Origin of the sequence: Mesorhizobium sp. M7A.T.Ca.US.000.02.2.1 (assembly GCF_003996995.1) — a bacterium.
GTDB lineage: Bacteria > Pseudomonadota > Alphaproteobacteria > Rhizobiales > Rhizobiaceae > Mesorhizobium.
In genome coordinates, this window is sequence record NZ_RZTT01000845.1 from 1 (window position 1) to 763 (window position 763).

The window sequence follows — 763 nt, forward strand, 5'->3', positions numbered from 1 at the left end:
GCACGCGGCTGGACGACCTGGCGGCCCAGATCCATTCCGACGGTTTTGATATCCAGAACCGCGCCGGGCCGGTCACCGTCAAGCTGGAGGCGGGCGGCCTCAACACCGACGTGGCGACGCTGGCGCCGCTGATCACCGGCAAGATCGATGTCGATCTGGCCGGGTCGGTCAGCAAGGACGCCATTGCCATCGACCAGGGCACGCTGCGTTCCGACGCGCTCAACGCTTCGCTGACCGCGACGGTGGCGCTTGCCGACCTGTCGATGCAGCTCAAGATGAACGCGGATGCCGTGGCGACGGCCTTTCCGCCGCAGATCGCCTCGGTGCTCGGCGCTAGGGTGAAATTCTCGGCCAGCGCGGCCCGCGATCCGCAGGGATCCTTCGCCGCCAATTCGATCGAATTCACCTCCGGCACGCTCAGCGCCGCCGGCACGGCCAGCATGCAAGGCACCGACATCCAGGCCGACATCAAGGGCAAACTGGGCGACGTCTCGGTGCTGTCGCCGACGGTCGGCGTGCCGGTTGCCGGCGGTATCGACTTCGCGCTGTCGGCAAGCGGCGCTATGACGGCGCCGGATTTCACTGTTACCGCCGATAGCGACAGCCTGACGGCATCGGGCCGCACGGTGAAGAGCATCAAGCTGACGGCTAGCGGCAAGGCCGATATCACCAGTCCCGCCGCTAACGTATCGCTGACCGGCTCCGTCGACGACCAGCCGCTCGACATCAAAGCAGCGCTGGTGACGAGCGAAGGCAGGCGTTC

At 66.7% G+C, this 763-nt stretch carries 1 pseudogene; it reads left to right on the top strand.

The window, feature by feature from the left end:
* A pseudogene (locus tag EOD15_RS35045) lies at positions 1-763 on the top strand (translocation/assembly module TamB); the annotation flags it as partial.